General features: G+C 31.1%; 25 protein-coding genes. 18 read left to right on the plus strand and 7 right to left on the minus strand.

What is annotated here, in order from left to right:
* The first annotated feature begins 57 nt into the window (after positions 1-57).
* The 7 genes from NYQ10_RS16760 to NYQ10_RS16790 all read left to right on the plus strand — a co-directional run bounded on the left by NYQ10_RS16760 (position 58) and on the right by NYQ10_RS16790 (position 8,720).
* Positions 58-570: a hypothetical protein gene (locus NYQ10_RS16760; RefSeq protein WP_276173470.1), complete on the plus strand. Its 513-nt coding sequence runs from the start codon at positions 58-60 to the stop codon at positions 568-570.
* Positions 571-786: 216 nt separating this feature from the next.
* Positions 787-2,409 carry a hypothetical protein gene (locus NYQ10_RS16765; protein WP_289877369.1) on the plus strand — a complete coding sequence of 541 codons (1,623 nt, stop codon included), beginning with the start codon at positions 787-789 and terminating at the stop codon, positions 2,407-2,409.
* A gap of 180 nt (positions 2,410-2,589) precedes the next feature.
* On the plus strand, positions 2,590-5,121 hold the full coding sequence (locus NYQ10_RS16770; protein WP_289877370.1) for a PIG-L family deacetylase: 2,532 nt from the start codon (positions 2,590-2,592) through the stop codon (positions 5,119-5,121).
* A 114-nt stretch (positions 5,122-5,235) separates the two neighbouring features.
* Positions 5,236-6,960, plus strand: a complete 1,725-nt coding sequence (locus NYQ10_RS16775; RefSeq protein WP_289877371.1) for a sodium:solute symporter — start codon at positions 5,236-5,238, stop codon at positions 6,958-6,960.
* A 19-nt stretch (positions 6,961-6,979) separates the two neighbouring features.
* On the plus strand, positions 6,980-7,318 hold the full coding sequence (locus tag NYQ10_RS16780) for a DUF805 domain-containing protein (RefSeq protein WP_289877373.1): 339 nt from the start codon (positions 6,980-6,982) through the stop codon (positions 7,316-7,318).
* Positions 7,319-7,463: 145 nt separating this feature from the next.
* Positions 7,464-8,066: a hypothetical protein gene (locus NYQ10_RS16785; RefSeq protein ID WP_289877375.1), complete on the plus strand. Its 603-nt coding sequence runs from the start codon at positions 7,464-7,466 to the stop codon at positions 8,064-8,066.
* Between the two features lie 27 nt (positions 8,067-8,093).
* Positions 8,094-8,720 (plus strand): MCP four helix bundle domain-containing protein, encoded by a 627-nt coding sequence (locus tag NYQ10_RS16790; protein ID WP_289877377.1) that lies wholly within the window; start codon positions 8,094-8,096, stop codon positions 8,718-8,720.
* A 194-nt stretch (positions 8,721-8,914) separates the two neighbouring features.
* Here NYQ10_RS16790 and NYQ10_RS16795 read toward each other — a convergent pair whose 3' ends face one another.
* From NYQ10_RS16795 to NYQ10_RS16815, 5 genes are all read right to left on the minus strand, one after another.
* Positions 8,915-9,757, minus strand: coding sequence for a DUF2911 domain-containing protein (locus NYQ10_RS16795; RefSeq protein WP_289877379.1), 843 nt, complete (start codon positions 9,755-9,757; stop codon positions 8,915-8,917).
* Positions 9,758-9,829: 72 nt separating this feature from the next.
* Complete coding sequence (locus NYQ10_RS16800) at positions 9,830-10,492, minus strand: HAD family hydrolase (protein ID WP_289877380.1); 663 nt, start codon at positions 10,490-10,492, stop codon at positions 9,830-9,832.
* A 132-nt stretch (positions 10,493-10,624) separates the two neighbouring features.
* Entirely contained in the window at positions 10,625-11,344 is a 720-nt protein-coding gene (locus NYQ10_RS16805) for a tRNA threonylcarbamoyladenosine dehydratase (protein ID WP_289877381.1), read from the minus strand.
* Positions 11,345-11,493: 149 nt separating this feature from the next.
* Entirely contained in the window at positions 11,494-12,135 is a 642-nt protein-coding gene (locus NYQ10_RS16810; protein WP_289877382.1) for a TatD family hydrolase, read from the minus strand.
* On the minus strand, positions 12,135-12,734 hold the full coding sequence (locus tag NYQ10_RS16815) for a DUF1684 domain-containing protein (RefSeq protein WP_289877383.1): 600 nt from the start codon (positions 12,732-12,734) through the stop codon (positions 12,135-12,137). The genes NYQ10_RS16810 and NYQ10_RS16815 overlap by 1 nt, the downstream gene beginning before the upstream one ends.
* 99 nt (positions 12,735-12,833) lie before the next feature.
* Between NYQ10_RS16815 and NYQ10_RS16820 the strand changes: the two genes are divergently transcribed.
* From NYQ10_RS16820 to NYQ10_RS16860, 9 genes are all read left to right on the plus strand, one after another.
* Entirely contained in the window at positions 12,834-14,051 is a 1,218-nt protein-coding gene (locus tag NYQ10_RS16820; protein WP_289877384.1) for an MDR family MFS transporter, read from the plus strand.
* A 165-nt stretch (positions 14,052-14,216) separates the two neighbouring features.
* Positions 14,217-14,585, plus strand: coding sequence for a BlaI/MecI/CopY family transcriptional regulator (locus NYQ10_RS16825; RefSeq protein WP_289877385.1), 369 nt, complete (start codon positions 14,217-14,219; stop codon positions 14,583-14,585).
* A gap of 7 nt (positions 14,586-14,592) precedes the next feature.
* Positions 14,593-16,173, plus strand: a complete 1,581-nt coding sequence (locus tag NYQ10_RS16830) for a M56 family metallopeptidase (RefSeq protein WP_289877386.1) — start codon at positions 14,593-14,595, stop codon at positions 16,171-16,173.
* Between the two features lie 39 nt (positions 16,174-16,212).
* Positions 16,213-16,851, plus strand: a complete 639-nt coding sequence (locus tag NYQ10_RS16835) for a TonB-dependent receptor plug domain-containing protein (protein ID WP_289877387.1) — start codon at positions 16,213-16,215, stop codon at positions 16,849-16,851.
* Positions 16,852-16,872: 21 nt separating this feature from the next.
* Positions 16,873-17,241, plus strand: a complete 369-nt coding sequence (locus NYQ10_RS16840; RefSeq protein ID WP_276173454.1) for a BlaI/MecI/CopY family transcriptional regulator — start codon at positions 16,873-16,875, stop codon at positions 17,239-17,241.
* Between the two features lie 7 nt (positions 17,242-17,248).
* A complete protein-coding gene (locus NYQ10_RS16845) occupies positions 17,249-19,096 on the plus strand; it encodes a M56 family metallopeptidase (protein WP_289877388.1) in 1,848 nt (615 codons plus the stop codon).
* An 89-nt stretch (positions 19,097-19,185) separates the two neighbouring features.
* Positions 19,186-20,619, plus strand: a complete 1,434-nt coding sequence (locus tag NYQ10_RS16850; protein WP_289877389.1) for a serine hydrolase — start codon at positions 19,186-19,188, stop codon at positions 20,617-20,619.
* An 81-nt stretch (positions 20,620-20,700) separates the two neighbouring features.
* Entirely contained in the window at positions 20,701-20,844 is a 144-nt protein-coding gene (locus tag NYQ10_RS16855; protein ID WP_057123143.1) for a hypothetical protein, read from the plus strand.
* Between the two features lie 56 nt (positions 20,845-20,900).
* Positions 20,901-21,746, plus strand: coding sequence for an EamA family transporter (locus NYQ10_RS16860; RefSeq protein ID WP_289877390.1), 846 nt, complete (start codon positions 20,901-20,903; stop codon positions 21,744-21,746).
* Positions 21,747-21,803: 57 nt separating this feature from the next.
* Here the strand turns inward: NYQ10_RS16860 and NYQ10_RS16865 are convergent, their stop codons facing one another.
* Complete coding sequence (locus tag NYQ10_RS16865; protein ID WP_276173447.1) at positions 21,804-22,358, minus strand: fasciclin domain-containing protein; 555 nt, start codon at positions 22,356-22,358, stop codon at positions 21,804-21,806.
* A 211-nt stretch (positions 22,359-22,569) separates the two neighbouring features.
* Here NYQ10_RS16865 and NYQ10_RS16870 point away from each other — a divergent pair, with 211 nt between their 5' ends.
* The gene (locus NYQ10_RS16870; RefSeq protein WP_289877391.1) at positions 22,570-23,106 is read left to right on the plus strand and encodes an ExbD/TolR family protein; all 537 of its coding nucleotides are present in this window, start codon (positions 22,570-22,572) and stop codon (positions 23,104-23,106) included.
* Positions 23,107-23,118: 12 nt separating this feature from the next.
* Entirely contained in the window at positions 23,119-23,646 is a 528-nt protein-coding gene (locus NYQ10_RS16875; RefSeq protein WP_289877392.1) for an ExbD/TolR family protein, read from the plus strand.
* Positions 23,647-23,655: 9 nt separating this feature from the next.
* Here NYQ10_RS16875 and NYQ10_RS16880 read toward each other — a convergent pair whose 3' ends face one another.
* Positions 23,656-24,885 carry a gliding motility-associated C-terminal domain-containing protein gene (locus tag NYQ10_RS16880; RefSeq protein WP_289877393.1) on the minus strand — a complete coding sequence of 410 codons (1,230 nt, stop codon included), beginning with the start codon at positions 24,883-24,885 and terminating at the stop codon, positions 23,656-23,658.
* Positions 24,886-24,888: the final 3 nt, after the last annotated feature.

The following is a 24,888-nucleotide window of genomic DNA, read 5'->3' on the forward strand; positions in this document are numbered from 1 at the left end:
TTTGGCACAGTATGTGAATATCCGTAAACAAGATTAACATTAAAAAATTAAACAAAGATGAAAACGATAAAATTAGCAATCGCCGGATTATTTCTAATGGTTGCAAATGCCACGCAAGCCCAAGTATCGATTAACGTTAATATAGGAACTCCACCAGCTTGGGGACCTGCAGGATATTCTCAAATGGAATATTATTACTTGCCAGATATCGAAGCATATTATGATGTAAGAGCTTCACAATTTATTTATTTTGGAGGAGGAAAATGGGTTAGAACAACTTATTTACCAAGACAATATAGAAACTATGATTTGTATGGAGGTTATAAAGTTGTTTTAACTGACTATCACGGAAGAACTCCTTATACTTACTTTGATCGCCATAGAGTAAAATACTATAAAGGATATCATGGCGCGCCACAAAGACCATACAAACCAAGACCTGTTTATGGTTATAATGATCGTAGAGACTACAAACGTTATGATAAACATGACAAACATGATAAACACCGCGATAGACATGATGACCACCATCACCATGATGATCACGATCACGGTCGAGGAAGAAGATAATGCTAAAATGTTAATTTTTAGCGATAGAGAGTATCAGAAACGATACTCTCTTTTTTTTTGTTCTTTTGGTTTTGAAGTTTTGTCAAAATATTGTAACTTCAATATAAATCACTGAACAACAATGGCTTCTATTGAGTTATTTTAAATATTAACCTTTGTTTAATGTGATTATGATATATATTTGCAGCAAATTTTTAAAACTCAAATCGAAATTTTATGAAAAAGAATGTTTATTTATTTTCATTTTTAGCAATGTCACTTTTAATAGGTTGTGACGATAATAATGATGGAAACGACAACCAATCGGTAAATAGCATTACAATTAACTCAGATCAAACTGCCTTAAATCAGAGAATTGACCTAACTAATTCAGGTGTTATTTCAGTCGAAAATGTTTCAGCTACTGGTAAATCTGCCGAAACAACGAACACTACTTTACCTTTAGTACAAATTGCAGAAGTAAAACCGCCAGTTGATGCTAACGGACGAACACTTCAGGCAAGTCACGTAACTGTAAATGGTAATTATGCTTACGTTTCTTATATTACAAGAGGTGATGTTTATTCGGGAGCCATCGATGTCATTGATGTTTCTGATCCGTACAAGCCAAAATTAGTTACTTCGGCTTTGATTCCAAATACAGATATTACTTCGCTTACTTATGTTAATGGAAATTTAATTATCGGTGCAGCAAAAGATGTAGATAAAGATTCTCAGCTAAATGGTAATCCAGCAATTGTATTTAATATGCCTTTAAGTTCTGGATTACTTACCAATTCACTAACAACAAATTATTTAGAAAGCAGAGTAACAACAGATGTTGCTGCAAATACAACTAATTATTTTGCGGTTACGGGAGATAATGGAAGTTTATTTAAATTAAGCACTTCAACTAAAGCTGTTACAGGAAAAGTTGCTGTTGCCGACTTACGTTCTATTGCTTTAACAAGTGATAAAGTAGTTACTTTAAGCGGAACAAAAGGTGTAAATATTTACAATCAATCAACATTAGCTCTTCAAAAAAGCTTTGCAACTTCTACAGATATTAGCGGAGCTAAAAGAACAATGGATATTGACGGAACAAAACTTTTTGTTTCTGAAGGCCGTAATGGTCTAGGCATTTACGACATCAACAGCGGATCTAAATTACAAACTTTAGCAATTCCAGTTGCTGGCGAAGATAATGTTACTAATGCAGTTTCTTTTAATGACGGTTATGCGTTTGTTGCAAATGGAGCTTTAGGTTTAAATGTTTACCAATCTGCAACTCAGCTTAATTTACTTGGTTCTGTTGGAATTGCAGGTTCATCAAACTATGTAAAATCTAGCGGAAACTACATTTATGTTGCCAGCGGAACAGGCGGTTTGAAAATCATTAAATTAGAAAAACCAAACACTACATTTGCAAGCTGTTTAACTTATGGTCCATACAACCAAGGAAGTAATTTGATTTTGAATTCTAATGATATTAAATCATATCAAGGTGCCACAGCTATTAATTCTGCTATTATAAACTCTGGTGCTGTTTTAACGCATTGTGGTTCGATTGCTGTTCTTGGTGATTTGACTTTAAACAGTAAAGGTACATTTAATATGAGAGGAAGTTTATCTCAAGGAAAATACCAACAGACCAATCCAACGCAACTTGTTATCAACAGTGAGTCTGTTTTAAACGTAGAAGGATCAGTAGTAATCTGGGGAAATTTGACATTAAACAGCGGTGCTAAAATCAACTTTATCGGTAATAGTTCTACCATTACTATTTACGGAAAAGTAACTAAAGGAAGTAACGTAACCATTACAGGAAGCTACGTTGATACCGAAAACAAATTAAAATAAAGAGATTTATTCTCATTTTTCAATTATAAAAAAAGCTGCTAGTGTAAAAACTGGCAGCTTTTTTGTTGCTTATTGTAAAAATTAGAAATCAATAACAACCATTAACATTTCATTTAAATAGTCTTCCATAAAATAATTAGTATTTTTGAAGCTCTTAAAAGAAAAACAATTAACCACAGCATGAGAAAAATACAGATTCAAATCTTTCTTTTATTTTTTATCAGTTTTCAAATTTCATTTGCGCAGCAGCCACAAAAACTAAATTCAGTTGAAATTTACAATCAAATCAAAAAATTAAACTTTTTAGGTTCGGTTTTATATGTTGCCGCACATCCTGATGATGAAAATACCCGAATGATTTCGTATTTGGCAAATGACATGAATGCTAGAACTGGTTACTTATCTTTAACTCGTGGTGATGGTGGTCAGAACTTAATCGGACCGCAATTGCGTGAATTGCTAGGAGTTATAAGGACTCAAGAATTAATTGAAGCTCGAAAAATTGATGGCGGCGAACAATTTTTTTCGAGAGCGAATGATTTTGGTTTTTCAAAAAATCCTGATGAAACTTTAGATATTTGGGATAAAAATAAAGTTCTTGCAGACGTTGTTTGGACCATCAGAAAATTTCAGCCAGACATTATTATCAATAGATTTGATCATCGTTCTCCTGGAACTACGCACGGACATCATACTTCATCTGCAATGTTGAGTGTTGAAAGTTTTAAATTGACAAACGATCCAAAAGTTTATCCTGAACAATTAAAATTTGTTGCTCCTTGGCAGGTAAAACGTCAATTTTTCAATCCGTCTTGGTGGTTTTACGGAAGCCAAGAAAAATTTGATGCCGCAAATAAATCTAAATTCACAAAGCTAGAAACTGGTGTTTATTATAACGGAATCGGGAAATCGAATCAAGAAATTGCTGCTTTAAGCCGAAGCCGTCATCAATCTCAAGGTTTTGGAAGCACTGGAGTTCGTGGCGAAGAAACAGAATACCTAGAATTAATTAACGGTGAAACTCCAAAAGAACGAGATAATTTATTTGATGGAATTGATACCAGTTGGAACCGCGTTAAAAACGGAAAACCAATCGGTGATTTAATTTCGTCTATTATTTCAAAATACGATTTCAACAAACCTTCGGCAAGTATTCCAGATTTGGTAAAAGCTTATGCCATGATTGAAGCTCTAGAAGATGATCATTGGAAAGCTATTAAATCTAACGCAATAAAAAATATAATCGCATCATGTTCTGGTTTATACCTTGAAGCTGTTGCAAATGAACAAGAAGCAACTCCAGGAAGTACTCTTAAATTATATCTTGAAGCTATTAACAGATGTAATATTGATATGCAATTAGTTAGCGTAAAAACTTTACCTGATAATAAAACTATTTCTCAAAATATTGCTTTAAAGAATAATAACGATCAAAAAATAAATCTTCAATTACAGCTTCCTGAAAATTTAGAATATACACAGCCATATTGGTTAAAAGAAAAAGCAACCGTTGGAATGTACACGGTTTCAAACCAAGAAAATATCGGAATTCCAGATATTATCAGAGAAACAAAAGTTGTTTTTAATGTAAAAATCAATGATGTAGAAATTCCGTTTGAACGAACTGTTGTTTACAAATACAACGATGGTGTAAAAGGTGAAATGTATAATTTTCTTGATATTGTTCCTGAAGTTACTACATCTATTCTAGAAAGAGTTTTGATTTTTAGAGATACAAAAAGCAAAATGATTCCTGTAAAAGTTCGCGCTGGAAAAGATAATGTAAAAGGAAATTTACAATTAGAATTACCAAAAAGCTGGACAGTTTCTCCTAAAGAAATTTCGTTTGATTTGGATAAAAAAGGAAATGAACAAATCTTTTATTTTGAAGTAACGCCGCCAGTGAATCCTGAAGAAGTGATGGCAAAAAGTATTGCAACTGTCGATGGCAAACGTTTTGACAAAGATCAAACTATTATTGATTTTAATCACATTACAAAACAAATGGTTTTAAAATCGGCTGAATCAAAATGTATCAGAATCGACTTAAAAACTTCTGGTGATGCCATCGCTTATATTATGGGCGCTGGAGATGAAGTTCCAGAAAGTTTAGCGCAAATGGGATACAAAGTTTCTATTTTAAAACCGGAAGAAATTACACCAGAAAGATTAGATTCTTTTAGTACAGTTATTACAGGAATTCGCGCGTACAATACCGTAAATGCTTTGGCTAACAAACAAAATATTCTTTTCAATTTTGTAAAAGGCGGAAAAAATATGATTGTGCAATACAATACTAACGGAAAATTAGTAACAGATAAAATTGCGCCATATCCATTAAAATTATCAAACGATCGAGTAACGGAAGAAAATGCTAAAATTACCTTTTTAGCACCAAATCATCCCGTTTTAAATACTCCAAATAAAATCTCTGAAAAAGATTTTCAGGGTTGGACACAAGAACAAGGTTTATATTATCCAAATGAGTACGATGCAGCCTTCACTCCTATTATATCTTCTCATGATAAAGGAGAATCTGCAAAAGATGGTGCATTATTAGTAGCTCCATACGGAAAAGGATATTACATTTACACTGGTTTAAGTTTCTTTAGAGAATTACCAGAAGGAGTTTCTGGCGCTTATAGATTATTATCGAATATTATTTCTCTGAAACAGCCAATTGAAGCTCCTAAACAAGATTTAAAGCAATAAAATATGGAAACGAAAAAAACAAAAAAATGGAAAAAAAGTTATACCTACGTTTTGGTCGTTAATGCAATTTACATTGCTATTTTCGTTTTAATCATGCAATTATACTCATAACCTATGCAGCTATTTGACTGGATCGTACTTATTGTAACATTATTATTTATTGTTGGATATGGCTCGTGGAAAACCCGAGGTAGTAAAAACGTTGAAGATTTCATTTTAGGAAACAACGAAACGCCTTGGTATACTGTCGGCCTTTCTGTAATGGCAACGCAAGCCAGTGCCATTACATTTTTATCTACTCCTGGTCAAGCTTATCATGACGGAATGGGATTTGTGCAATTTTATTTTGGATTGCCAATTGCCATGATTGTAATTTGCGTCACATTTATTCCGCTTTATCATAAAAGTAAAGTTTTTACGGCTTACGAATTTTTAGAAAGAAGATTTGATGTTAAAACGCGTTCTCTAGCGGCAATTTTGTTTTTAGTACAACGAGGTTTAGGAACAGGTCTAACCATTTATGCCCCAGCTATTATTCTATCGGCACTTTTAGGATGGAACTTAACTGTTATGAATATCATTATTGGTGTCTTAGTAATTATTTACACTTTTTCTGGAGGAACAAAAGCTGTAAACGTAACTCAAAAACAACAGATGTTTGTAATTATGTCTGGAATGTTTATCACTTTTTTCCTGATTCTACATTATCTTCCAAACGATATGACTTTTAATAGCGCGCTTCATATTGCTGGTGCGAATGATAAAATGGACATTGTAAATTTTTCTTTTGATCCAGAAGAAAAATACACCATTTGGAGTGGTATTACTGGAGGTTTCTTTTTGGCTCTTGCCTATTTTGGAACAGATCAATCGCAAGTTGGGCGTTATTTGTCTGGAAAATCAGTGCGCGAAAGTCAGATGGGATTGATAATGAATGGACTTTTAAAAGTTCCGATGCAGTTTTTTATTCTTTTGACAGGAGTTATGGTTTTTGTGTTTTTTCAATTCAATCCAGTTCCGTTAAATTTTAATCCAAACAATAAAATTGCAATTGAGAAATCGGTTTATAAAGACGAATATCACGCTTTAGAGCAAAAATTAGTAAAACTATCCGAAGACAAAAAAGTAATAAACTTGTTGTATATCGACCAGTTAAATCAAGATTATGACAATCCTATTTTGCGTAAAGAATTGGTCGCTTTATCTAATAAAGAAAAAGATTTACGCGACAAAGCCAAAGAAATAATTTTAAAAGCAGACAGTAATACAGAAACCAACGACAAAGATTATGTATTCTTTCACTTTATCCTGCATTATTTACCAAAAGGTCTAATCGGATTGTTATTGGCCGTTATTCTTTCTGCCGCAATGTCTTCTACAGCTTCAGGATTGACTGCTTTGGCTTCTACAACAGCGATTGATATTTATAAACGAAATCAGAAAACACCGAAATCAGAAAAGCATTATTTGAATGTGACTAAATTCTTCACTCTTTTTTGGGGAATTATAGCCATACTTTTTGCTTGTGTCGGAACTTTATTTGAGAATTTAATACAGCTTGTAAACATCATCGGATCTATTTTTTATGGAACTGTTTTAGGAATATTCTTAGTTGGTTTCTATTTAAGACGCGTTCAGGCAAAACCAATGTTTATTAGTGCTATTATTAGTCAATTGACCATTTTCGTAATCTTTTATTTTATGGTTTACAAACAAGAAAAACTGGGCTATCTATGGCTTAATTTCATTGGAGCGATTTTGACAATTGTGTTGGCATTATTACTTCAGTTTTTGTTTTTTAAAGGAAAATCAGATGAAAATGAATTGATTTTAGAATAGAAATCTGCAAGAATTATATATGCAAGTAAAAAATCTACTATTCTTCTATTCATCTTTCACAGAAAAATCGGGAAGAATTGAATATGGAATTTATGTATTATTTAATATTTTATCTTATTACATTGCAATTGATTTAAATAGAAAGGTAAACTTAGACAATGAAAAAATTCTTTACATTTTTTATACTTGTTTAATTGTATTATTCACCTTTGTTCCAATGCAAGCCGTTACAACAAGACGCTTAAGAGATTTAAATGCTAATCCAAATTTTGTGATTTTTAATTTTATTCCAATACTAAATTTTGCATTTGTTGCATTTTTACTATTTGCCAAACAAAAAAAGGCAGTTGAAATCTGAAACGAAAAATCTAAATAAATCTTCTTTTTCAAAATATTAATTCATCCAGAATTGTAAGTAAAAAACACTATTTTAGTAATCTGTAAAACCGACCAAAAAGTTTTACATCCAAAAACTAAACTAATTTTAACTGGACAAATTATAAATGAAAATTTCAGACGATTTAGAAAAACTATTACCATTCGGTTATCTTTTCCTAATATTAATGGGAATCTTAAAAGATAGCATTTATTATTATCAATTCGGAATCAACATCTTAAGATACTCAACAATAATGGACGTTTTAATTAGTCCTATTGCAGAGTTTACTTCAAATCCGATTATTTTAGGTGCCATAATTACACTTTTTTTACTGCACTTTTATCTTCCTAAATATTTGGCTAAAAATAAAGACAAAGCCTTCGTTAAAAGATCTTTTGAACTAAAATCAACTGACTCATTATCTCCAGAAGAAACTAAAAGTTATTACAATGGAATTGCAATCAAATCTCTTGTTATTTTTTTGCTATCATTCTTTTTAGGTTACGGACTTGCTGGTGGATACGCTGGAAGAGAAAAATTAAAAAACAACAAATTGAAATATACCTATCAGTTGGATTTTAATGAAGGAGAATCTAAAGAAGTATTTTTAATTGGCAATAACAGTCTGTACTATTTTTATATTGCTAAAGGAGATAAAAAAGTTAAAATTACTCCGCTGTCATCTATAAAAAATATAGAACTCATTGAAAATAGAATGCTCGATTAAATTTCAGAATCTCAAAAAATTATCATTATGAAAGATTTAAAAAAATACAGCAATAAAACCAAAGCTGCTTTTGTTCTTTTGATAGTGATGCTACTTATTTTGTTGGGGAATTTTAATACACTTTTGAATTCAAAAAATGTAAACGACAATATAAATGCGATTTATAAAGATCGATTAGTTGTTGCACATTACATTTTTCAATATTCTAAACAGCTTCATTTTATAAAAGCAGAAGCTGAAAAGCTTGATTTAAGTGATAATATCAAGAAAAACGAAATCATCCATACTCTAGATATTATTCATAATATTGATGATTTGTATGCCAAAACTGTTTTAACAAATAAAGAAAAACAATATTTTGATGCTTTTTTAAGTTCCTGCAAAGAAATCAACAAACAGGTTGAAAACAAAGATTGGAATAAAATTGCCACTTCAAGCGGTCAAGCTCTTAAAACTTTAGAATCTTTATCGGAAATTCAGATTGAAGAAGGAAAAGCAAAACTTGCTCTTGCCAATTCGATGTATAATAAAAATAATAGCATTGGACAATTACAAATTGCTTTGCTAATTATTTTAGGAGGAATTACGTTTTATCTCTTAATTAAAAAGATAAAAAAAACGGTTAAAATTCCTGAACCTCCAAGTATGAATTGATTTTAACCGCAAAGACGCAAGGAATTACGCAAGGTTCGCAAAGTTTTTTACACAAAGCTTTGCGAACTTTGCGTTTTCAAAAAATGCTATAATAAAAAAACCTTGCGTGCTTTGCGGTTAAATAAACAGCATAAAAAAATTCCAAAACCCGAAAGCTTTGGAATTTGAAATTTTATAATTGAAATTTTAAAAACTTATCTACTCCACTCAGCGATACTGTCTTTATTCAATTTTACGTAATCAGCATTGTTAGCAGCTTCTGCAGAAGCTAAAGAAGCTTTTGCTGTTTCTACTGCACCTTTTTTATCTCCTTGTTTTGCTTGAATCAAAGATTTTAATCTTGTTACATAATAAGGTTTATCAGTACTCATATCCAACGCTTTATCAACATAAGTTCTAGATAATTCGATATTTCCATTTGATTGAAATAAATATTGAGACGCAGCATAATAATCGTTCCATGATGGTCCAGCTAACGTTTTATCAATACTTGCAATGGCAGTTTTTGCAGTTGGCACTTCAAATTTTAAAGCTACATGAGAATTTTCCCAAGCCATTTCTAAATAACCAAAATTCGGATCTAAGCCATTTATTCCAATTGTAAATGTTTCTACCGGAGTTGGCAGAGCATCTTCTTTTACAGTAGTTTTCAATGCTACATAAGCTTCGCTCCAATTTTCTGGCAATCCCCAATTATCTGTAGAAAGATAAAAAATCACATCCCAGCTTTCAATTCTTGGAACAGTGTAAATTGCATATTTCCCTTTTTTCAATGTTTTACCGTCAATAATAACGTCATCACTGAAATTAATAATTGTATTTTCGTTTGCTCCAGTTCTCCATAATTTTCCAAACGGAACTAAATTTCCAAAAACAGCTCTTCCTCTTGCACCTGGTCTTGAGTAAGTAACTTCAACATCTGTTAAACCTACAGTTTGTTTTATATATCCTTTTGGACTCGCTTGTGGCGTTTTTACTTGTGCTTCTGATGCTAATGGCGCTAAAATCAGGGCTAATGCAATAAGTATTTTTTTCATTATTTGGTGTTTTTTTATTTTATTTCAAATTTACAAATTCAAATAGGGAACAAATGTTAAATTTAATATAATTCAAGGCTTAAGCTGTGATATTTTTTCAGCATTTAGTTCGTTAAAATGATCTATAACTAAATCTGCCTCAGATAAATCTTGTAGATTTGAGTGTTCACTTTTATATCCTACACAATAGATTCCAGCTCCTTTTGCTGCTTTTATTCCGTTTGTACTATCTTCTATAATAATACATTCATCTTTTGGAGCAATTGATAAAGAAGCAGCGTGAATAAAAATTGCTGGATTTGGTTTTGATTGCGGAAAATCTTCACCGCTCACAATATGCGTAAAATATTGATGAAGATTAAATCTTGTAAAAACTCGATCTATAGTAACTTTTGAAGCTGAAGAAGCCAAAATCAACTGTATTCCGTTGCTATACAAATCTTTAATTAAATCTTCAACTCCGTCTAAAAGATACAGATCTTCTTTGGTATCAAAAGCATCATTAAAAATCGTTCTTTTTCTTTGAATCAAATCTTCAACTTCCTGCTCTACAGATGGAAAATAACTTTTTAAAGTCTGAAAAGTATTTCGAGTAGAAAAACCAGTAAATGAAGTGTACATTTCTTCTGGCACTTCTATATTTAATTCTGAAAATTGTAAATAATATGCATAACGATGAACTGGCTCCGTGTCTACGATTACGCCATCCATATCAAAAATTACTGTTTTAATCATTTTTTTAAAGGTTCTGAGGTTCTAAGGAACTAGGGTTCTAAGTTTTTTATGATTTGAGGTTTATTTTTTTACAAAGATTCTAAGTATTCAAAGATAAACCTTAGCAACTTAGAATCTTAGCATCTTAGAACCTTATTTTTCGTTCGAAATCAAATAACGAATTACAGTTTCTGCGGCATGAAGACCGAATAACCCTGGCATGTAGCTATTCGTTCCGTAGAAAGATTTTTTGAAATTTTTTCCGTCAGTTAATTTTAAACTTTTTTCGTTTTGAATTTCTGATGAAAAAACTACTTTCAACTTATTGATTTTTACCGCTTTCAAACGCTTGCGAATTGTTTTTGAAAAATAACAATTGATTGTTTTAGAAATATCCGCAACTTTTACTTTTGAAGCCAGCATTTTTCCGCCAGCTCCCATACTGCTGATGATTTTTACTCTTTTGCGTTTTGCCGCAATAATCAAATTTAATTTTGGCGTAATACTATCAATACAGTCCAAAACATAGTCGAATTCTGGAGAAACTATTTCGAAAGCTCGCTCTGGAGAAAGAAATTCTTTAACGCGTGTCAGTTTCAATTCTGGATTAATATCCATCAAACGATCACCAACAATAGTGATTTTTGGTTCTCCAACTGTTGAATGTAATGCCGGTAATTGACGGTTTATATTGGTAATATCCACAACATCTCCATCAACAATTGTCATATTCCCTACTCCTGCTCTTGCCAAAAATTCGGCTGCAAAAGATCCAACTCCTCCTAATCCTACAACTAAAACATTTGCTTTTTGTAAATTTTCTAATCCTTCTTTAGTAAACAAAAGCTCTGCTCTTTCTGTCCATTCTGCCATATTCTATATTTTGTATTTTTTGTTTTTGTTTTAATTTTTTGTTTCAGGTTTCAGGTTTCAAGTGTCAGGCTGAGCAAAGTCGAAGCCCGTTTCTAATTGAAGTGCCTTCAACTTCGCTCAGGGTGACAAACTTTCAAACTGCTTTTCAATTAAAAAACACTTTTATAATTACTTGAAATAATACCTTTTAATTCATTTATATTTAAATCTTTATATTCAGAAGCTAATTCATAAACTTGCTGAATTGTTTCTTCAATTGTATCCGTTTCTAAAAAAAAACGATCATTTGGAATTGCTTGAAAAACTGATTTTAAATCTGGGTTCTTCAATAAATATTTCCCAAATGAAAGATAAAATCCGTCTTTAATTAATTGCTCTGCCAATTGTTTATTCTTCGAAAAACCATGAATAATCATTGGAACAGAAATTTTCATTCTTTTCTTAATTGCCGTTATTTCCTGAAAAGCGGCTACACAATGAATAACAACTGGTTTTTTGAATTTTTGTGCCAATTCTAATTGCTTTTCAAAAACAGAAACCTGCAATTCTAACGGAATTTCAATTCGTTTATCTAAACCACATTCGCCAATTGCCAAACAATTTTCTATTTGCAGTTTTTCTTCTATAATTTTCAAATCTTCAGCAACTCGATTTTCATCAATATACCAAGGATGAATTCCGATAGAATAAAATGCAATCGAAGAATCAAAATCTTTTGGATATTGATTTACCAACTCTAAAACATTTTGTTGATTGGTAAAATGATGTGTATGAAAATTGAAAAATTCCATTAATGAAAATCTTTTACTCCCGCTTTAATTTCGATTTTCAAATCATTTTCTAGCGGTACAAGCGGACAAGAATATTCGTAATTATAAGCACAATACGGATTATACGCCTGATTAAAATCAATCGCAATTGTATTTCCTTTCGGAATTTGCAAATCGATATAACGACCACCGATGTAACTTTGTTTTCCGCTTGTTAAATCGGAAAATGGCAAAAACAGATAATTTTTATATTTTTCTTGTACTATAAGTTCCAAGTTTTGATAAACGGCAAGCTTAAACGCTTTTCCATTTATTTTAAAATTTAAAGTACCGTATTTGATATATTTTGAGGTATATTTTCCAGATTCTTTCATTTCAAAAACTTTTCCGCCTTTTGCTTTTACCAAAGTTGCATTTACAAAATAAGTCTCCGAAATAGGATAAAACTCTAAGCTTTTAAAAGTTTTTAAATCTTTAGCCATTAACGGACTTGTCTTAGAATCAGCAAATTCCGAATTCAGTTTCTTCTGAAATTTTAACACTTCATTTTTGCTAAACTTTTTTTGACCAAAGCCAAAACTAAAAACAAACAATAAAACTAGGGCGTAGATAGTTTTCATCTTAGAAATTTTATGCAAAAATAGTTCAAAAGTAACAAAACGACAACCACTTAAGCTGACAAAGTTTGCTAACTTTGTTGCGATAATTTATCACACAAAATGCTCAAAAACGCTTTTACCCACTACATTAATAATTTCAGAGGTTTTTCTAGAGAAATTTGGATTCTTGCAATTGTAACTTTTATCAATCGTGCCGGAACAATGGTACTTCCGTTTTTGTCCAAATATTTAAAAGAAGATCTTCATTTTTCGTACAATCAAGTTGGATGGATTATGGTTGCTTTTGGCTTCGGTTCTATGTTGGGTTCATGGCTTGGCGGAAAACTTTCAGACAAAATTGGATTTTATAAAATAATGGTTTTCAGCTTATTTACCAGCGGTGTTTCTCTTTTCTTTGTACAATATATTACACATTTCTGGTCACTTTGTATTGCCATGTTTCTCTTAATGACTATTGCAGATATGTTTAGACCAGCCATGTTCGTGTCTTTGGGCGCTTATGCAAAACCCGAAAATAGAACTCGTGCTTTAACACTTGTTCGTCTGGCAGTAAATCTAGGTTTTGCAGCTGGTCCAGCTCTCGGCGGACTAATTATTATGGGAATGGGATATTCTGGTCTTTTCTGGGTTGATGGTTCTTCTTGTATTATTTCGATATTAATTTTCGCCTTTTTAGTAAAAGAAAAGAAAAAAGTAGTTTATGAAGATAAAACAGAAAGTGCTGGAGATGTAAAATCGGTTTTTCATGACAAGATTTTCTGGGTTTTCTTATTTGTGAGTTTTATTACGGCTATGATTTTCTTTCAGCTTTTTACGACTTTACCTTTATATCATAACGAAAAATTTGGTTTAAGCGAATTCCAAACTGGGTTATTAATGACGCTCAACGGACTTTTGATTTTTGCTTTAGAAATGCCTACAGTTGGCTTTTTAGAAAGAAAAGGTTTTGCTAAAATCAGAATTATTATTGTAGGTTCTTTTATTATGGCATCGAGTTTCTTTTTGCTACTTATTAATTTTTGGGCAGGAATATTGGTTGTCAGCATGATTTGCATTTCTGTCGGCGAAGTTCTAACCTTTCCTTTTTCTAATGCTTTTGCGTTGAGCCGTGCACCACGCGGACAAGAAGGTCGCTACATGGCACTTTATACCATGAGTTTTAGTTTAGCACACATAATCAGTTCAAAAGTTGGTTTTGAAATCATTACTCGCTTGGGTTATCAAATCAACTGGTTATTTATGGCTTGCATTGGCGTTTTGGCAACAGGTTGCTGTTTATGGATTAAAAATGCTTTAGTCACAGAAAAACCTCAATAGAAAATTTTAACTTCTTAAAACATTATAATTCAATTTATTACAATTAAATTTGAATAGCTTTTTTGCGCTTTAAAATCAAATCAAACTTAATTTTTAGTTAAATAACTATTTTTATAGTTGTGTAACTAAAAAAATAGTTGTAGGTTTGAATTAAAATTAGAGAAGATGCAGAAGTTAACACACAAAGAAGAAGAAATTATGATGATTTTATGGAAGCTTAAAAAAGCTTTTGTAAAAGAAATTCAAGCAGAAATTACTGAAGATCAGCCACATTACAACACATTATCTACTATTGTGCGTAATTTGGAAGAAAAAGGATATGTTGGACACAATGCTTTTGGAAACACACATCAATATTTTCCAATAGTTGCAATAGAAGATTACAGAAAAGGATTTATGAAAACTGCAATTGATAATTATTTCAACAGTTCTTATAAAAGCATGGTTTCTTTTTTTGCTAAGGAAGAGAAAATTTCAGCAGATGAATTGAGAGAAATTTTATCAATGATAGAAAATAAAAACGAAGAAAAATAATTTGATTATGGAGGCAATTTTCATTTATATCGCTAAGTCGGGGTTCTTAATGCTTATGTTTTATTGCGCCTATTATTTTTTATTGCGCAAAGAAACTTTTTTCAACAGTAACAGATGGTTTTTATTATCTGGTTTAATAGTATCAGCCGTTTTGCCTTTACTAACTTACACCAAAGTTGTATGGATTGAGTCGACTCCAGTTTTAGATAGTATTCAATCAAATGTGAATATTATAGAAAAAGAATCGCCCGAATTCAATTGGAATCAAATCATTTTAGGAATTTACGGACTGGGTTTTATTGTTTTCATTATCAAATTGGCAATAGATTTTTATAGTTTGAATGCCATTATTAAAGGAAAAAAAATACAGCAACAAGCCGATTTCAAATTCATTGATATTAACGAAAACATTGCTCCTTTCTCCTATTTCGAATATATCGTTTACAATTCATCACTGTACACGGCTTCAGAATTAGAGAGTATTATCGAACACGAAAAAGTACACAGCGATCAAAATCATACTATAGATGTATTGATTTCTAGACTTTTCAGTATTATTTTCTGGTTCAATCCTGTTGTTTGGCTTTATAAAAAAGCAATTACACAAAATCTTGAATTTATTGCAGACAGCGAAGCAGCTAAAAAACTTTTAGATAAAAAAGCGTATCAATACACGCTTTTAAAAATAACAACACACGAAAACTGTGTTGCCATTACTAATCATTTTTATCAATCATTAATCAAAAAACGTATCGTTATGTTAAACACAAATCAATCAAAAAAGAGAAATTCTTGGAAGTATTATGTAGTAATTCCAGCGCTTGCAGCTTTTGTTTTATTATTTCAGGTTGAAGTAATTGCAAAAGAGAAGTCACAAATCGTAGTTGACAAAGAGTCAAATATTGAATCTGTAAATGTTTATACAATTACAAAAAAAACGACAGATTCTGAATTGGCAGAAATCAAAGACAATTTGCAAAAAAAACACGATGTAAAATTTGAAGTTTCTGATGTAAAAAGAAATGGTTCAAACGAGCTAACTTCGATTGTTGTTGATGTTAGAAAGGGAAAACAAACAGTAAAATCTGTACAGACATCTGATGGTAAAGCTATAGATGAATTTGGAGTTTTAGTTATCGACTATAAAAACGGAGACACAAAAATCGGAATTAAAACTGCAGATAATTCTCAAGAGAAAGAACCAAAAACTGCAACTAGCAAAAAACTAAAAACTAAAACAGAAACCAATGCTAGCACTACTTCTAATACTAATACAAAAACTAACATCGTTACTAATACAGCTACTAGCACTTTTGTAACGACAGATAACGATGGTAAATCGGCTACAAAAATTGTTATTACTTCTAATGATAAAGATTCGAAAGTTGTTGTTTCAAATGGAGCAAAATCTAAACTAGTTGATCAGCTGATAATTGTTGACGGTGAAGAAATGCCATCTTCTTTTGATATGAATAGCATAAAACCGGCAAATATTGAATCTGTAAGCATTTTCAAAGGAACTGAAGCCATCGCTAAATATGGTGACAAAGGAACAAATGGTGTAATTGAAATTGAAACAAAAAAATAATTATTTATTAATCAATCATCAATCAAAAAACGAATCATTATGTCAAACACAAATCAATCAAAAAAGAAAAATTCTTGGCAATATTATGCTGTAGTTACTGTAATTGCCGCTTTTGTTTTATTCTTATTTCAAATGGAAGTAATTGCAAAAGAAAGACCGCAAATTACTAACGAAAAAAATGAATCAAATATAGAATCTACAGCTGTTTTTAAAATCACTAAAAGTTCTACGGATGCTCAATTGAACGAAATTAAAAACAATTTACAGAAACAACACAAGGTAAAATTTGAAGTTTCTGATGTAAAAAGAAATGCATCAAATGAACTAACTTCAATTGTAGTTGATATTAAAAAAGGAAAACAGAATGCGAAATCAATTCAAAATTCTGAAAATCAAACTATAAACGAATTTGGTGTAGTTGTTATAACTTATAAAAATGGAGATACAAAAATTGGAATTCAAACAATCAATGAATCTAATGACAAAAACTCAACAAAAAAGAAACTTGGAAATCAGTTAATTGTTGTTGATGGAGAAGAAATGCCAAGCGATTTCAACTATGAAAGTATAGATGTAAAAAATATCGAATCTGTTAATGTTTTAAAAGGAACTGAGGCAATTGGAAAATACGGCGACAAGGGCACAAATGGCGTAATTGAAATCGAAACTCGTAAATAAACGATTTAAATAAAAAACAAAATGCAAAAACTAACCAATAAAGAAGAAGAAATCATGCATATTTTATGGAAGCTGAAAAAGGCTTTTGTAAAAGAAATTCAAGCAGAGATTTTAGAAGATCAACCACATTACAATACCTTATCGACTATAGTGCGTAATTTGGAAGATAAAGGTTATGTTGCACACAATGCTTTTGGAAACACGCATCAATATTATCCGGCTGTAAGTATCGAAGATTACCGAAAAGGTTTTATGAATACTGCAATTGATAATTATTTCAATAGTTCTTACAAAAGCATGGTTTCTTTTTTCGCTAAAGAAGAAAAAATTTCTGCAGACGAATTACGAGAAATCTTAGACATGATCGAAAATCCAAAAGAAAGTAAATAAGCATAGTATGGAAGCACTTTTTATTTTTATCTTAAAATCAAGCGGACTTTTAGCAACATTTTATTTTGCTTACATTTTTTTACTTCGCAAAGAGACATTTTTTAATAGCAGTCGTTGGTTTTTATTAGCGGGACTAATTACTTCTCTAGTTTTGCCTTTTGTGGTTTATACAAAAGTAATTTGGGTTGAAGCGCCGCCAGAACCAATTGCAATTCCAACAATTGAAAGAACTGAAGTAAAAAATATTCCAATCTCTGATCAAGATGTTATAGTTTATAAACCTCTTCAAACCTCAAATGTAACTGCGGTTGAAAAAGAAAGTTTTGAAATAAATTGGAATTTAGTTCTTCTAGCGGTTTACGGAATTGGTTTCATCGCTTTTATGATAAAATTCGCTCTTGATTTTTATAGTTTGAATGCTGTTTTAAAAGGAAAAAAAGTAGAACAGCAAGAAGATTTTAAATTCATCGACGTAAATGAAAACATCGCTCCTTTTTCCTATTTCGATTATATTGTTTACAACTCATCACTGTATACGGCTGCCGAATTAGAAAATATTTTGGAGCATGAAAAAGTGCACAGCGATCAAAACCATACTATTGATGTTTTAATTTCGAGAATCTTTTGTATTCTATTTTGGTTTAATCCAATTGTGTGGCTTTATAAAAAAGCCATTTTACAAAATCTCGAATTTATTGCAGATTATGAAGCTTCTAAAAAAATTACCGACAAAAAAGCGTATCAATACACACTTTTAAAAATTACAACGCACGATACATGCGTTGCTATCACCAATCATTTTTATCAATCATTAATCAAAAAACGAATTGTCATGTTAAACAAGAATCAATCAAACAAAAGGAATTATTGGAAATATTATGCCGTAATTCCAGCATTGGGCGCATTTGTTCTTTTATTCCAAATTAAAACAATTGCACAAGAGAAAAAAGAAAATTTAGCAGTTGTTCAAAAAGATACTATTAAAGACGAACAAGAAATTATTAAAATTACAAAAAACACTACAGATCAAGAATTGAAGGATCTTACTTCAAAACTAAAAACTAATCATAATCTTGATGTTGAAGTTTCTGATGTAAAAAGAAATTCTGATAAAGAATTGACAGCTATCCAAATTCAAACAAAATCTGAATCTGGAAAAAAACAAACCATTAAAATTGATGGAAACAAAGCAATAAAAGATTGCGAAATTGCAATTGGCACTGATGAAAATGGAACTAAAGCTATTGTAATTAATGCTGATAAAAATATGAAAGCGCCAATTATAATCAGAAATGAAAGAGTTGTTGTGCATAATTATGGAGATTCAGACGTAACGCCTCCTACACCACCAACGCCTCCAGCTTTTCCTTCTGGTCCAATGCCAGTTGCTCCAACAGTTGATATGTCTAAAATGCCAAAACCTCCTGTACCTCCAAAAAATCCAAAAGATAAAGTTGCAATGAGCAAATTTGAAAAAGAGATGGAAGAATTTGAGAAAAAAATGGCAGCTTTTGAACCTGATATGTCTGCTTACGAAAAACAGATTGAAGAAATAATGTCTCAAAGAGAAGCTATTTACGAGAAAGAAATGGCAAAGTATGAAATTGCGATGGAGAAATTCAATGCGAAAATGGAAAAATTCAATTATGACTTTAAGTTTAATTTCGCAAACGATTCTGATTATTCAAACACTATGAAGCAATACGAGCAAGACATGAAACAATATGAGCTTGATATGAAGCAACATGCAAAAGATATGAAACAACATGCTAAAGAAATGAAGCAGCATGAGAAAGATATGAAACAGCATGAAAAGGACATGAAGGAAATGGAAAGACAAAACAAAAAAGCTTAATTATACTTTATTCAGAATTTTAAAAACCAGTGTTTTACGCTGGTTTTTTTTCAGTTTTAAACTTTATTTAATTTTTAAAATTGCTCAAAATGAAAAGAAATCTTTCAGTACTACTTCTCTTTTTTACGTTTTCAATTCTAGCACAGCAAAGCACAATCGAAAAAAACATTTTTATATCGATGGACAAAACAGCTTCGATATTGATGCAAAAATCAAAAGCAAATTCAATTTCGATTGGTGTTGTCAAAAATGGCAAAACGTACACAAGGCATTATGGCGAAATTGATAAAGGAAAAGAAAATATTGCCAATAATAATACGATATTCGAAGTAGCTTCAATAACTAAATTATTTACAGGATTACTGGCTGCTCAAGCGGTTTTAGAAGGAAAATTAAATCCTGACGAAGATATCAGAAAATACCTGAATGGCAATTATCCAAATTTAGAATATAATGGAACTCCGATTACCATTAAAGATTTAGTTTCTTTTAGAACTGGTTTTAGTAAAGATCTTCCTGATACCGACGAATTAAGAAAGAACCGTAACGACAGTAGTTATCTGGCTTTTAAAAAGTTAGATAAATCTTATAATCGTGATAATTTTTTTGAAGATCTTAAAACTATAAAATTAGATACTTTACCAGGAACAAAATTTAAATACAGTAACGGAAGTCTTAATCTGACGGCGCATATCTTAGAAAATGTATATCAGAAAAGTTATGAAACGCTTTTAAAAGAAAATATCTTTTCTAAACTCGAAATGACATCAACAGGAATAAATTTAAGTTCTAATGTGGTAGTTGCAAATGGTTATAATTTAAAAGGAGTTTTAATGCCAAGCATTTCTGATAATCTTTGGGGTGCTGCCGGTCGTTTAAAATCTACTTTAAGTGATCTAACCAAATTTATTGCTTATGAATTAAATACAAAAAATAAAATCGTTCAAGAATCACAACGAAATCTCTTAAACAGTTCGACAACTTGGAACGGTTATTTCTGGGATTATATTCAGGTGGATGAAAATGGCAAAAATTGCTGGAAACATGGCGGTGCATTCGGAACGCAAAATATGCTCGTTATTTATCCCGAACGTAAATTAGGACTTTCTATAATTGTAAATATTAGTGACGAAAATACAGCAAATGCTTTAGGCGAAGCTATTGTAAAACTTTCTAATGATTTATTGAGCGAAAACAAAAAACAATCTGGAATTTATGGTTATAAAATAATTGGTGATAAAGTAGTTTTTACTTACGAACATGATAAAACTTTAAATTCAGATTTGATTAAGAGTGTATCTATTGCGGGCTCATTTGAAAATTGGAATCCAAATGATAAAGATTATCAAATGATTAGAAAGAACAAAAACACTTTCGAATTATCACTTCCAAAATCACAATTTGAAAAAGACAAAACACATCTTTTTAAATTCGTCATTAATAAAACTGGATGGATGGAAGCTCCAAAAAATGCAATCAACAGACAAACAGACGGAGACGAAAATTTGATTCTTAAGATATAAAACACTTTACGTTTTGTGACTCAAAAGACTTTGTTTCAAATACAAAGTCTTTTTTTATATCTTTGAACAAACAAATCTACTATGTATAAATTCTTAGCCAAACTTAATAAAATACTGTTGCCAAGTTTTACCAAACAAGGATTGGATATTTCAAAAGCAAAAAAATGGCAGATGGCAATTATCGGTTATAGAGCTTATGTAACAAAGCGAGCGCTCGGTAATTAATTCTAATACATTATTGTTTATTTATGCAGAGAATATCTTTTTCTGCACCATTACTTATGAAAAATAAAGAAATTAACCTTCCTCCTGTTCCAGCAGTATTATTGGCAATTATTAGTGTACAATGTGGCGCAGCGATTGCCAAAACATTATTTCCTACAATTGGAGCTGCAGGAACGGCATCTTTACGTATTGGTATTTCGGCATTAATTTTACTTTTAGCTTATAGACCAAATTTAAAAGCAGTTACTAAAGAACAATGGAAAATTGTAATTCCTTATGGATTGTCTTTAGGAGCTATGAATTTGATTTTTTATTTCGCTATAGAAAGAATTCCGATAGGCTTAGCCGTTACTTTAGAATTTGTTGGTCCGCTTTTACTGGCAATTGCAGGTTCAAAACGTTTAGTAGATTATTGCTGGGTTTTGTTGGCAGCAATAGGAATTTTACTAATTGCTCCTTGGACAAACGGTCGTTTAGATCCAATAGGCATTTTATGCGCACTTTTAGCAGGAGCATTTTGGGCCGCTTATATTGTTTTAGGTGGGAAAATTTCAAAAATAATGAACGATGGTCAAGCCGTAACAATCGGAATGTTATTTGCCGCTAGTTTAGTTTTACCTTTTGGTTTTCTAGAAACTGGATTATCAAATCTAACTCCAAAACTTTTCGGAATGGGTGTTGCGCTTGCGCTTTTATCTAGTGCAATTCCTTTTACTTTAGAAATGAAAGCTTTAGGACAGCTTCCGCCTCGTACTTTCAGTATTTTAATGAGTTTAGAACCAGCCGCTGCTTCTATTTGTGCTTTTATATTTCTTCAGGAAAGCCTTAGTATTTATGAAATTTTAGCAGTTGTGTGTGTTGTAGTTGCTTCAGCAGGAAGTACTTTGACAGCCAAAAAGTAAAAAGCCTTGCAATTAATGCAAGACTTTTTGTAAACGTAGGTTATGTTTTGGAGATAATTATTTCTTTGGTAATAATACCGCGTTAACAACATGAATAACACCATTTGATTGGTTAACATCTGCAATAGTTACTTTAGATTTATTGCCATTTTCATCAGTAATATATAAATCTTTACCTTGCATCCAAGCAGTTAGTGTACCTCCATTTACTGCTTTAATGGCTGCTTTTCCTTTTCCATCTTTTATTGCTTTTGCAATATCAGCAGAACTCCATTTTCCAGAAACTACATGATAAGTTAAAATGTTTTGAAGCATTTTTTTGTTTTCTGGTTTAAGTAAAGTTTCTACTGTTCCTTTTGGCAATTTATCAAAAGCCGCATTTGTTGGAGCAAAAACAGTAAACGGACCTTTGCCTTTTAAAGTTTCTACTAAATCTGCAGCTTTTACCGCTGCAACCAAAGTCGTGTGATCTTTTGAGTTAACAGCATTTTCAATAATATTTTTATTTGGATACATTGCAGCTCCACCAACCATTACAGTTTTTTGAGCGAAAGATGTAAATCCGAATGCTAAGACTAAAGTTACTGAGGCTAAAAATTTTCTAGTTTTCATAATTAATATTTTAAGTTATAATTTCATTTACGCTGATATAAATGTTTTGGTTTTGCAGAAAAAATAACTTAACGTCAGAAATCATTACAAAAAATTAAAATCTTCAAGGAATTCACGCTTTCACACATTAAAATATTTTTCTAAAAATTTTAAAAATACCTTAAAAACATTTCGATTTTATTATTAACTTTAAAATCTAAACTCTTATTTTATGCAAAATCTACCTAAAAAAGTCAGAAGTAAAAAGTTAAGTTCAAGAGTTGATTTAACTGCTATGGTCAGCGTTTCTTTTTTGCTGATTATTTTTTTTATGGTTGTTGGTGAATTGTCTAAACCTAAAGTTTTGGATTTAAGTTTGCCAGAAAAATATTCTAACAAATCAACTAACTGTGTTATTAGTTGCGGTGGCGAGCATAGTCGTATTATAACAATTTTATTAGATGAGAATAATAAAATAATAACATACACAGGTCTTTTAGTAGTTGCAAGAGAAAATCCCAAAAAAATTGATTATAGTAAAAATGGAATTCGAAAAGAATTATCTCAAAAAAATAATAAAATTATAGAATATTCGACGGCACTTGGAAAACCTAAAAATGGTGCAATTGTAATTATAAAGCCAAGCAAAAAAAGTACTTTCAAAAATCTGGTAGATATTTTAGATGAAATGGCAATAGCAAAAATAGACACATACGCAATTGTAAATGATTTTTCGCCGGAAGAATCAAATTTATTAGCTTCAAACTAACAACTAATCTTTATGAAAAACCTACCTCAAAAAGTCAGAAGCAGAAAACTAAGCTCTAGAGTTGATTTAACTGCAATGGTTAGTATTTCTTTTTTACTGATTATTTTTTTTATGGTTGTTGGGGAATTATCAAAACCAAAAGGGGCAAATTTAAATCTGCCAGATAATGGTGATATTGTATGTGGTCCTATAGGCCACATTAAAGGATATCGTTTATATACAATTTTACTTAATGACAATAACAAAATAATTACATATACAGGTATTTTACCAAATCCATATGAAATGCCTAAAATGTTCGAATTTGGAAAAAGCGGTATACGTGAAGAGGTATTTCAGAAAAAAGAACAAATAAAAAAATATGCAATATCAATTGGAAAACCTAAAAGCAGCGTAATCGTAATTATAAAACCAAGCCCTAAAAGTAACTTTCAAAACTTAGTTGATATATTGGATGAAATGGCTATTGCAAAAATAGATTCATACGCAATTGTAAATGATTTTACTCCAGAAGAAACCCATTTATTAGCTTTAAAATAATTAATAATTTTAGTTGGCCGAAGTCAGATAAAGATATCCTGCTTTTTCTTTCCAACGATTATCTGTAACCTCATAATTAAGAATATAGAAGTATGTTCCATCTGGCAATATACTCGATTTTTTTATTGTAGCTCTGCCTTCAGAATATCCATAAAACAAATTATTATCTATTCCGTAGCCAGTTGTTTCAAATACTTTTATTCCCCAGCGATTATATATTTGAAGTCTATTGTTCGGGAAATTAGTAATTCCGTCAATTTGAAAAAAATCATTTTTCCCATCATCGTTTGCAGAAATAGCGTTGTGAATAACAATCTCATCAGTTGAATTAGATAGAATTCGTCCAAGTGTAAAAATTCCATCATTATTAATCGATGCTGTTGCAATTTTAGCACTTTCATCTACAGCGGTTGTGTAATATACCCATTTATTTGTAGTTTCATCCCATCTTACAATTGCCAATGTTGTTCCAGCATTTCCATTTATAATTTCGTTCGGAGTTGTTGCTTCATTCCATGATAAAGTAAGTGCAATATCTACAGGATTCTGATTGCTTTCAAAACTCCAATATTCAGGTTGATCGATAATTTGAATTAAAGGATCTTTCTGATTGTGCGGATGTAAGGCATTTGAATCTTTGAGATAATATCTGCTACTAAAAAAATTGGTCGGTGAATTACTTTGGCTTATTGCCGAAGGTCTAAAAAAACTGCCATCGCCTATTGGAAATTCAAACTGATTATTTTTATTCCTTTCAACAAAACCTGCTACATAACTATTATTACTCGTATTTTGATGTGTTGCATTTTCTTCAAACAAAAAATTTCCAGGTTGAGTCACATTATCTACAATTCCATAATAAAAATCAGAAGTTCCAAACACGGTAATATTTCCCGACAATAAAAAGGCGGGCTGGATAAAATTATTCTCAAACCTAACATTATACAATTCGCTTAACGATAGCCCAGAAATAGTTTGCGCGGCAGAACTTCCTTTAAAATAAGTTAATCCTGTATTCAAATTTGGAGAAAAAGCGACCAAACCATCATTATTAAAATTAGCATAAACATAGAAAGTTCCGTCATTCACAAAATTTCCAGTCGTTTTGTTGTCAAATGATTCTACAGTCGACAATATCGTATTTGAGCTGACAGTTAAATCGCCTATGTTTGAAGTTTGCGCTTTTATACCAATACAATATATCGATGTAACAAGTAAGTATACTACTATTTTGTTCATAAC

Source organism: Flavobacterium johnsoniae, from assembly GCF_030388325.1.
In the GTDB taxonomy this organism is placed as follows: domain Bacteria; phylum Bacteroidota; class Bacteroidia; order Flavobacteriales; family Flavobacteriaceae; genus Flavobacterium; species Flavobacterium johnsoniae_C.